At 43.3% G+C, this 8,447-nt stretch carries 8 protein-coding genes; 7 read left to right on the top strand and 1 reads right to left on the bottom strand.

Features of this window, described 5'->3' with window-relative positions; all coding sequences use genetic code 11:
- Positions 1 to 284, bottom strand: a 284-nt coding sequence (locus F6K57_RS32580) for a hypothetical protein (RefSeq protein WP_293072170.1), incomplete at its 3' end; no start/stop codon positions are given.
- 30 nt (positions 285 to 314) lie between these two features.
- Here F6K57_RS32580 and F6K57_RS32575 point away from each other — a divergent pair.
- The 7 genes from F6K57_RS32575 to F6K57_RS32545 all read left to right on the top strand — a co-directional run bounded on the left by F6K57_RS32575 (position 315) and on the right by F6K57_RS32545 (position 8,402).
- The gene (locus F6K57_RS32575) at positions 315 to 1,646 is read left to right on the top strand and encodes a sedoheptulose 7-phosphate cyclase (RefSeq protein WP_293072169.1); all 1,332 of its coding nucleotides are present in this window, start codon (positions 315 to 317) and stop codon (positions 1,644 to 1,646) included.
- Positions 1,647 to 1,657: 11 nt separating this feature from the next.
- Positions 1,658 to 2,491, top strand: a complete 834-nt coding sequence (locus F6K57_RS32570) for a class I SAM-dependent methyltransferase (RefSeq protein WP_293037136.1) — start codon at positions 1,658 to 1,660, stop codon at positions 2,489 to 2,491.
- Between the two features lie 71 nt (positions 2,492 to 2,562).
- On the top strand, positions 2,563 to 3,891 hold the full coding sequence (locus F6K57_RS32565) for an ATP-grasp enzyme (RefSeq protein ID WP_293037133.1): 1,329 nt from the start codon (positions 2,563 to 2,565) through the stop codon (positions 3,889 to 3,891).
- A gap of 47 nt (positions 3,892 to 3,938) precedes the next feature.
- The gene (locus F6K57_RS32560) at positions 3,939 to 4,085 is read left to right on the top strand and encodes an NAD(P)-binding domain-containing protein (protein WP_293072168.1); all 147 of its coding nucleotides are present in this window, start codon (positions 3,939 to 3,941) and stop codon (positions 4,083 to 4,085) included.
- A gap of 686 nt (positions 4,086 to 4,771) precedes the next feature.
- Positions 4,772 to 5,749: a DMT family transporter gene (locus F6K57_RS32555; protein ID WP_293072167.1), complete on the top strand. Its 978-nt coding sequence runs from the start codon at positions 4,772 to 4,774 to the stop codon at positions 5,747 to 5,749.
- Positions 5,750 to 5,900: 151 nt separating this feature from the next.
- Positions 5,901 to 7,310 carry a sodium/proline symporter gene (locus F6K57_RS32550; RefSeq protein ID WP_293072166.1) on the top strand — a complete coding sequence of 470 codons (1,410 nt, stop codon included), beginning with the start codon at positions 5,901 to 5,903 and terminating at the stop codon, positions 7,308 to 7,310.
- 48 nt (positions 7,311 to 7,358) lie between these two features.
- Positions 7,359 to 8,402 carry a D-alanine--D-alanine ligase gene (locus F6K57_RS32545; protein WP_293072165.1) on the top strand — a complete coding sequence of 348 codons (1,044 nt, stop codon included), beginning with the start codon at positions 7,359 to 7,361 and terminating at the stop codon, positions 8,400 to 8,402.
- The last annotated feature ends 45 nt before the right edge of the window (positions 8,403 to 8,447 follow it).

Raw genomic sequence — 8,447 nt, 5'->3', positions numbered from 1 at the left:
ATTGTGCGTTTGGTTAATTGGTGGCAGGGAGTTCCATTTGCAGCTACCCGATGTTCTCGTTTTGCTGCTCTTGGGCCGACCGGTTGACCTATGTCTAAACAAATATTAATTTCGCCAGCGGTATCAATTTTGGGGGAAGTTGAGGGTTTTGTTCCCTGCCCCGGTGCCCTTGCAGTGGTCGAATTAAATTCGCCGCGAGTCGCACCGGCAAATTGGGGGGCTAGGGGGACGGAAATATACCTAGAAATCTGCCTTGCCATGTAAATTCTTTCAGATCGGAACATCCAAACAAGCAATCTCCAAACAACACAATTATGGTTCAAGCTAAACCTAATCCAAAATCACTAAAGCTCTCTCCTTCACAGTCAGAGCAGATTATTCAATTCCACCACCCAGAAAAGTACCGCACCTCAGAGTGGTACACCGGTCATGGAGAAATCGCTGCTAGTGGAGACGGTCGCTCTTTTGAAATCTCTGCTACCTATGCGCTAAAGGCAACAGTTAAATTAGTAGACGGAGTTTTCAACCCTGCTAATCCCACTTTGGCGGAGGTTTACAGTCGTCGCGGTCGTTGTGTGGCAATTGTGGATCAGACCGTAGATGAGCTTTACGGAGCCTCAATTCGCCGCTACTTCGAGGAGTATGAAATTCCTCTAAACTTGCAGCCCTGCCGCGCTTGGGAATCTGACAAAACTCCCGAAACCGTCCACCGCTTGCTGAAATTTTTAGGTAAAGATGGCTGCGACGTGTCCCGCAACGAACCCGTACTAGTAGTAGGGGGCGGTGTGCTGAGTGACGTAGCTGGACTTGCCTGCGCCCTGCAGCACCGACGCACTCCTTATATTATGGTCGGAACCACGGTTGTGGCTGCTATTGATGCTGGTCCGTCGCCCCGCACTTGCACCAATGGTGCCCAATTCAAGAACAGCATTGGCTCCTATCATCCTCCAGTAATGACTTTGGTAGACCGCAGTTTCTTCCGTACTTTGGCGACAGGTCACGTCCGCAACGGTATGGCAGAAATTATTAAAATGGCAGTCACCGATGATCCGGTTCTGTTTGAGTTAATGGAACAATACGGTCCGCGCTTAGTAGAAACTCACTTTGCGACCATAAATGGCGATGAGAAACTCGCAGCGATCGCTGATACCATCATCTATCGGGCATTGTTTTCCTACATGAAGCATGAAGGAACAAATATGTTCGAGACTTACCAAGACCGTCCCCACGCTTATGGTCACACCTGGAGTCCTCGCTTTGAACCTGCTGCCAAATTGATGCATGGTCATTCTGTCACTATTGGCATGGCGTTCGGCGCGACTTTAGCTGCAGAAATGGGCTGGGTCAAACCAGAAGAACGCGATCGCATTATCGCTTTGTGTCGCTCTCTGGGTCTGTCTGTTTACCACCCCATCCTAGAAGATATTGACCTGATGCTTGAAGGTCAGAAAAATATGCGGCGCAAGCGAGGAGAAGGGGGTTTATGGGCTCCATTGCCAACAGGGATTGGTTCCTGTGATTACGCTCAAGAAGTATCGTCAGGATTGCTACAACTAGCCATTGACAAGCATAAGGAATTATGTTCTTCTTTTCCTGATGATGGAAAAGGCACAGAAATGTACCTCAGCGACCTCGGCCTTGAATAAAAGGAGTAAAAATGACTAACCTATTACAAAGTCCCCCAACTCCAAGGCCCGTAACTCCCTTAGGAATTTTAGTGCAACAGCTGGAAGGAATCGTGGAGATGGCCGAACAGGAGAAAGTGCCCGCTTCTCTGATGGCGTCTCTCCAACAAGCACTAGCCCTAGCCGCTGGCATCGATCCTTACCTTGAAGAATGTGCGACTCCAGAGTCTCCTGCCCTAGCGGCCTTAGCCCAGAAAACGGCAAGAGAAGATTGGAGCAAGCTTTTCTCAGATGAAGAAACCGTGCGCCAGTTGGAGCAAGAGATGCTCTCTGGGCATATTGAAGGACAAACCCTCAAGTTGTTTGTCTACATGACTAAGGCAAAGCGCATCCTAGAAGTCGGGATGTTTACTGGATATTCCGCTCTAGCCATGGCAGAAGCCTTGCCTGAAGATGGGGACTTGGTTGCCTGTGAAGTCGATCAATATGTCGCCGACTTTGCCCGTGCTTGCTTTGAAGCATCTCCTCACGGCAGCAAAATTAAAGTGGAAGTCGCTCCAGCTTTGGAAACCCTAGAAAAGTTGGCAGATGCCCAGGAATCCTTCGATTTGGTATTTATTGATGCTGATAAGAAGGAGTATGTCGATTATTTAAAGGTCTTGCTAGACAGGGATGTATTGACTCCTGGTGGCTTTATCTGTGTGGATAATACCCTGCTTCAGGGACAACCTTATTTACCCCCAGAGCAACAGACTGCCAATGGAAGTGCGATCGCTAAATTTAACCAGTTTGTAGCGGATGACCCCCGAGTAGAACAAGTGTTACTACCGTTGCGAGATGGTTTAACTATCATCCGACGCACCTAGATAAATTACGATCAGACAATAAACAAAAGGCAATGAACAGCTCCATTGCCTTGTTCTTCCCCTAGTAAATAATGATTGCTTTACTAAAAAATATCGGCACCTTAACCTTACTGTTAATTGCCTTACCTCTAAATGCCACTCTCGTCTTTATTTCCCTAGTAATCAATTGGATAACTTCCCCATTTCGCAGAGGACGAATACCTGTTGAAGGTTCCAAAAACATCTTGATTACCGGGGGCAAAATGACCAAAGCCCTGCAACTGGCTCGCTCTTTTCATAAGTCTGGGCACAATGTCTTTTTAGTTGAAACTCATAAATATTGGCTATCTGGTCACCGATTTTCTAATGCGGTTAAAGGGTTTTATACCGTGCCAGCACCAGAAAAATATCCCAATGGTTATTCCCAAGCCTTACTAAAAATTGTTCAAAAAGAAAACATTGATGCCTTCATTCCCGTATCTAGCCCAGTAGCGAGCTATTATGATTCTGTCGCTGGAACGTTACTCTCCCCCTACTGCGAAGTCATCCACTTTTCTCCTGACATCACCCAGATGTTAGACGACAAATTTACATTGTGCGAGCAAGCCCGTTGTTTGGGATTATCAGCACCAAAGTCTTTCCTAATTACCGATCCACAACAAATTCTAGATTTTGACTTCAAAGCAGATGGGAGTCGGTATATTCTCAAAAGCATTCAGTATGATTCAGTTTCTCGCTTGGATATGACCAAGTTTCCCTTTGAAGGAATGGAAGATTATGTCAAAAATCTTCCTATTACAAAGGAAAACCCTTGGACAATGCAAGAGTTTATTACCGGTCAGGAGTATTGCACCCACAGTACAGTCCGCAAGGGAAAAATTAGACTTCACTGCTGTTCCCCATCGTCTCCTTTCCAAGTTAATTATCAGCATCTTGATAAGCCTGAGATATATGCATGGGTAGAGAAATTTGTCAAGGAATTAAATTTGACAGGACAAATTTCCTTTGACTTCATTCAAACCGAAGACGGCACCGTCTATCCCATTGAATGTAATCCTCGCACCCATTCTGCTATCACCATGTTTTACAATCATCCAGGATTAGCAGATGCTTACCTAAAAGATAGTGATGAGGAAAATCAAGCACCGATTGTGCCCCGCCCTGACAGTAAACCAACTTACTGGCTCTATCATGAAATTTGGCGGCTGACTGAGATCAGATCATGGTCAGCTTTACAAGGGTGGATTCAAAAGATTGTCAAGGGTACAGATGCCATTTTTCAAGTCAACGATCCCTTACCCTTCTTAACCGTACCCCATTGGCAAATTACTTTACTCTTATTAGAGAATTTACGGAAACTAAAAGGCTGGGTAAGGATTGATTTTAATATTGGTAAATTGGTAGAATTGGGTGGGGATTAAATAGCGTTCGGCTTAAGATTCGCCCTATCAAAAAAGTTAAGCAATATATGTTACCAATTAACAACACTTCGGACAGGGAATCTACCCTCAATTATCCCACCATCGGTATCATAGGTTGCGGCAATATTGGAGGGCGACAAGCTGCTAATTTTCTAGCCCATGGTTACTCGGTCTATGTCTACGACATCAATTAGGATTACACTGGCTATTCCGCTGCCTAAATTGATATTAATAATCATTACATATATTAATCATTACATATATTTAAGCTCACCCCTTGATAGCCTAGTTGCGTTGCTTATTCCAGCTTTTAGCGCTGTAGAAGGTTGAGCGATTTTCTGAGAACGTATTCAATTGTGGACTTTGGTAAATTTCCTAGTCATTTTATTCGGAATGTATTTGACGCTCTCTAGTATATCTGCTATTAAACCTGCAATTGAATCTGCTAATAACTGAGTTTAAATAGTAAATATATAAAATAAAATTATTTATTATGAACTTGATTAAAACTATTCTGAGTTTTGCTTAATATGAGATGAAAGTAGGGTTTTTATCAGATGAATAAAAAACCGTTAAAACTAATTTAAAAAAACTACCTTTAGTTATTCACATCGTTGCTCAAAAAAATTTGGGGTAATGCAGTCATTATTTATGCCTGAAAGGAGCAAACCTCAAAATATTAGTATAAAGGTTGAGTAGTCATTTACATGAGTCTCCGATTATCAGCTATTTATATACAGTATTTATTTAAAAAAATATCGACAACAACAGCATCAAAATAAACTATTGATTTAAATTTTTACTATCCATTCAATAGCTACAGGTGTTAGGGTTTATACTATCATATATGCTTTTAATAAAAATAGATAAATAAAGAAACATGAATGCTCAAGGTAAATTGTCAAAAATACAGTACCTATCTTCATTTCCAATAGATTCTTTTGCTGCATTAATTGGTAGCATAATATGTCTTTCTTTTTCACCAATTTTTATTCGTTTGAGTGAACTGGAAATGGGACCAAATGCTACGGCATTTAATCGTTTTTGGATTGCGGCTGTTGCCTTTGGACTACTGAATAACTTGTTAAATGTGGGTCACCAAAAGCAGGAAACTGAACCAGAACTAAATAAAAATAATCTGGGCTCAGAAAAAAGGCTACTGATTGCAGATGGTTTGCTTTTAGCGATGGCTTTGATAGCTTGGACTTGGTCTTTAACTCAGACGAGTGTTGCCAACTCTAGCATCATGCATAATATGGCTCCCATATTTACTATATTAGGAGGGTGGCTAGCTTTTGGTCAGCTCTTTGACCGTCGATTTATCGTGGGTATGTTTGTTGCAATCGCGGGAGTAACTTTACTAGAAGTAAATGATCTGTTATCATTGAGTATTGGTCAACAGCTACTAGGGGATTTAGCAGCTTTACTCTCAGCAGTATTTTTTGGGGTACACCCATTAATCGCAGAGCAACTTCGCACTAAGTTTAACTCTGTGACGATTATGACTTGGTCTTCGACAACCAGTTTTCTGTTGCTATTTCCTGTTGCTGCAATCACCGAAGAGCAACTTTTTCCGAGTTCCGTAACTGGGTGGTTTTCAGTAATTGCCCTAGCATTCGTTGGTCAAATGCTGGGTGTAGGACTTTGGACTTATTGCCTCAAAAAGTTATCTTCAGGGTTTGCTAGCCTAGTGGGGTTGATTGTTCCTGTTCTCAGTTCCCTCGAAGGTTGGACAATTTTCTCAGAACCTCTTAGTTTTTTGACTTTAGTCAGTTTTGTGGTAATCTTAGTGGGAATGTATTTGGCTATTTCTAGCAGATCGGCTATTAAATCTCCCCTTGAATCTACTAATAGTTAAATTTCACTACTGCATCTATCAAAATTTGATATTAGAAACATCGAAGTATTAACATTAAACACTTGTGGTGCCATATAATCAAATGAGCAGAGATTTAGTCAATAGGATTAACCATTCCTAGCAATCGCTCATTAACCCCTAAACAAACATAATGGCTAAACAAGTTGGGATTGCACTCACGTTTATCATGTTCCTGCTGTTATTTACAGCAGTGGGCATTTACTCGGCAACCCGCAAACAAAATACCACCACCGATTATTTACTGGCTAGTCGCAATGTCAACCCTTGGCTGACAGCACTATCAGCAATGGCAACTGGTCAAAGTGGTTTATTATTCATCGGTCAAGTAGGTTTTGCCTATAAAATAGGCATTTCCTCCCTCTGGCTGACCATTGGTTGGGCAATTGGGGACTATCTTGCTTGGTATTTTATTTTCAAACGGTTGAGACAGCTCTCTGAGGAAACTGCTTCAGATACTGTCTCTTCCTTTCTAAGTCAAAATATGAAAGGCTCCCGTTTGATTGCCATTATCTCTGCTATAATAACTATTATCTTTCTAGGTTCCTACGCCGCAGCCCAACTGGTAGCAGGAAGCAAAGCACTCAATGCTGTGTTCGGATGGAACTATAATTTAGGCATCATTATAGGAGCAGTAATTGTCGTTATCTACTGCTTTTCTGGAGGAATTCGCGCCTCAATTTGGACCGATGCTCTACAAGCAACAATCATGATCGGTTCCTTGTTACTGTTGTTAGTGGTGGCGGTTGCCAGTTGTGGTGGAACCGGGCAACTGTGGCAATCTTTGGCAGGCATTGATCCAGCTTTAATCAACTGGAATTCTTCTCAGCAACCGTGGGGATTTGCGCCTTTCTTTATTGGTTGGATAGTAGCTGGTTTTGGTGTGGTGGGACAACCCCACATTATGGTGCGCGCTATGGCGATTGACTCAGCCGACAACATTGCTTTTGCCAGAAATCTTAAAGCTGCTTTGGGGTTAGTAACCTCGATCTCGGCTATGGGTATTGGCTTAACAGGGCGAGTGCTGATGCCAGATTTGTTGGCTTCCGGGGATCCAGAATTGGCACTTCCTTACCTATCGTTGAAATTGTTACCAGTGGTTTTAGTGGGATTGATGCTCGCTGGGCTGTTTTCTGCCACTATGTCCACAGCAGATTCTCAAATACTCTCTTGTTCAGCTGCCCTAACCCAAGATATTTTTCCGGCTGCAGCTAAATCTTACCAATTCGCAAAAGTAGGAACCCTAACTGTAACAGCAGTAGTTTTGGCGATCGCCCTACTTGGAAATAACAATGTCTTTGCTTTAGTAACTTTTTCTTGGTCGGCTCTGGCTTCAGGTTTGGGTCCTTTATTAATCTTGAGAGTTTGGCAGCGACCAGTCAATCTTACCACAGCGATCGCAATGATGGGAATTGGGATTGCTACAGCTTTGATTTGGAATTTAGGACTTGATTTGTCCAGTGCTATTTATGAAGTGCTTCCAGGTATGGCTGCAGGAATGGCAGTCTATGGAATTGCTCAGTTTTTGAAACATCCTAAATGATTCCGTTTTTAGTTGTTTAGTTTAGTTCTTTATAAGAGGAGATTAGTTATGTCAGTACTTCGCATTCTTCATTTAGTTGGGTCTGCAGACAATGACTTTTACTGCGATTTGTCACGGCTATACGCCCAAGACTGTATTGCCGCAACGGCGAATCCTTCTCTCTACGAATTTCATATTGCCTACATCACCCCCGATCGCCAGTGGCGGTTTCCCTCATCCCTCAGTAAGGAAGACATCGCCGCAGCAAAACCCATGTCTCTCTCCGAGGCGATAAAGTACATAACAGCACAAACTATTGACCTAGTGCTGCCACAAATGTTTTGCATCCCTGGCATGACTGAATACCGTGCCCTATTGGACTTGCTTAATATTCCCTATGTGGGCAATACCCCAGATTTGATGGCACTAACTGCCCATAAAGCCAGAGCTAAGGCGATTGTGGCAGCGGCAGGAGTTAAAGTACCTTTTGGAGAACTACTTCGCCAGGGAGACATTCCCACCATTAAGCCGCCAGTAGTGATCAAACCTGCTAGTTCTGACAATTCTTGCGGGGTAGCTTTAGTCAAAAATGTCGCTGACTATGACGCTGCCCTGAAAACAGCCTTTGAACATTCAGATGAGGTCTTAGTGGAAGAGTACATCGAACTCGGTCGGGAAGTTAGATGTGGAATCGTTGTCAAAGACGGCGAGTTAGTGGGTTTACCCCTGGAAGAGTATCTGGTGAATTCCCATGACCACCCGATTCGCAACTATGAGGATAAACTAAAACGAACAGAAGATGGCAACTTGAGTTTGACTGCTAAGGATGGTGTTAAGGCTTGGATGCTAGACCCTAGTGACCCTGTAACCAAGCCAGTTCAGGAAGTAGCCAAGAGGTGTCATCAGGCGTTGGGCTGTCGCCACTACAGTCTTTTTGACTTCCGTATCGACCCACAAGGGCAACCTTGGTTTCTAGAAGCAGGGTTGTATTGTTCTTTTTCTCCTAAAAGTGTGATTGCTTCTATGGCGAAAGCATCGGGCATATCTGTAAATGAGTTGTTGATGACAGCGATTGATGAAACGTTAATTGATAAGGCTGCGTGTAGGGAATAGGGAACTTCGGATCAGGGAATAGTCTGAGGCGGGGGCGCGGCAGGT

The organism is Moorena sp. SIO4A5 (assembly GCF_010672005.1).
Lineage (GTDB): Bacteria > Cyanobacteriota > Cyanobacteriia > Cyanobacteriales > Coleofasciculaceae > Moorena.
Note: the sequence above shows the minus strand (reverse complement) of the source record. Positions and strands in the feature narration are given on the sequence as shown.

Bases quoted from the DNA above. Each gene is read 5' to 3' on its own strand.
- F6K57_RS32575 (WP_293072169.1), top strand. From the start codon at position 315: ATGGTTCAAGCTAAACCTAATCCAAAATCACTAAAGCTCTCTCCTTCA.
- F6K57_RS32570 (WP_293037136.1), top strand. From the start codon at position 1,658: ATGACTAACCTATTACAAAGTCCCCCAACTCCAAGGCCCGTAACTCCC.
- F6K57_RS32565 (WP_293037133.1), top strand. From the start codon at position 2,563: ATGATTGCTTTACTAAAAAATATCGGCACCTTAACCTTACTGTTAATT.
- F6K57_RS32560 (WP_293072168.1), top strand. From the start codon at position 3,939: ATGTTACCAATTAACAACACTTCGGACAGGGAATCTACCCTCAATTAT.
- F6K57_RS32555 (WP_293072167.1), top strand. From the start codon at position 4,772: ATGAATGCTCAAGGTAAATTGTCAAAAATACAGTACCTATCTTCATTT.
- F6K57_RS32550 (WP_293072166.1), top strand. From the start codon at position 5,901: ATGGCTAAACAAGTTGGGATTGCACTCACGTTTATCATGTTCCTGCTG.
- F6K57_RS32545 (WP_293072165.1), top strand. From the start codon at position 7,359: ATGTCAGTACTTCGCATTCTTCATTTAGTTGGGTCTGCAGACAATGAC.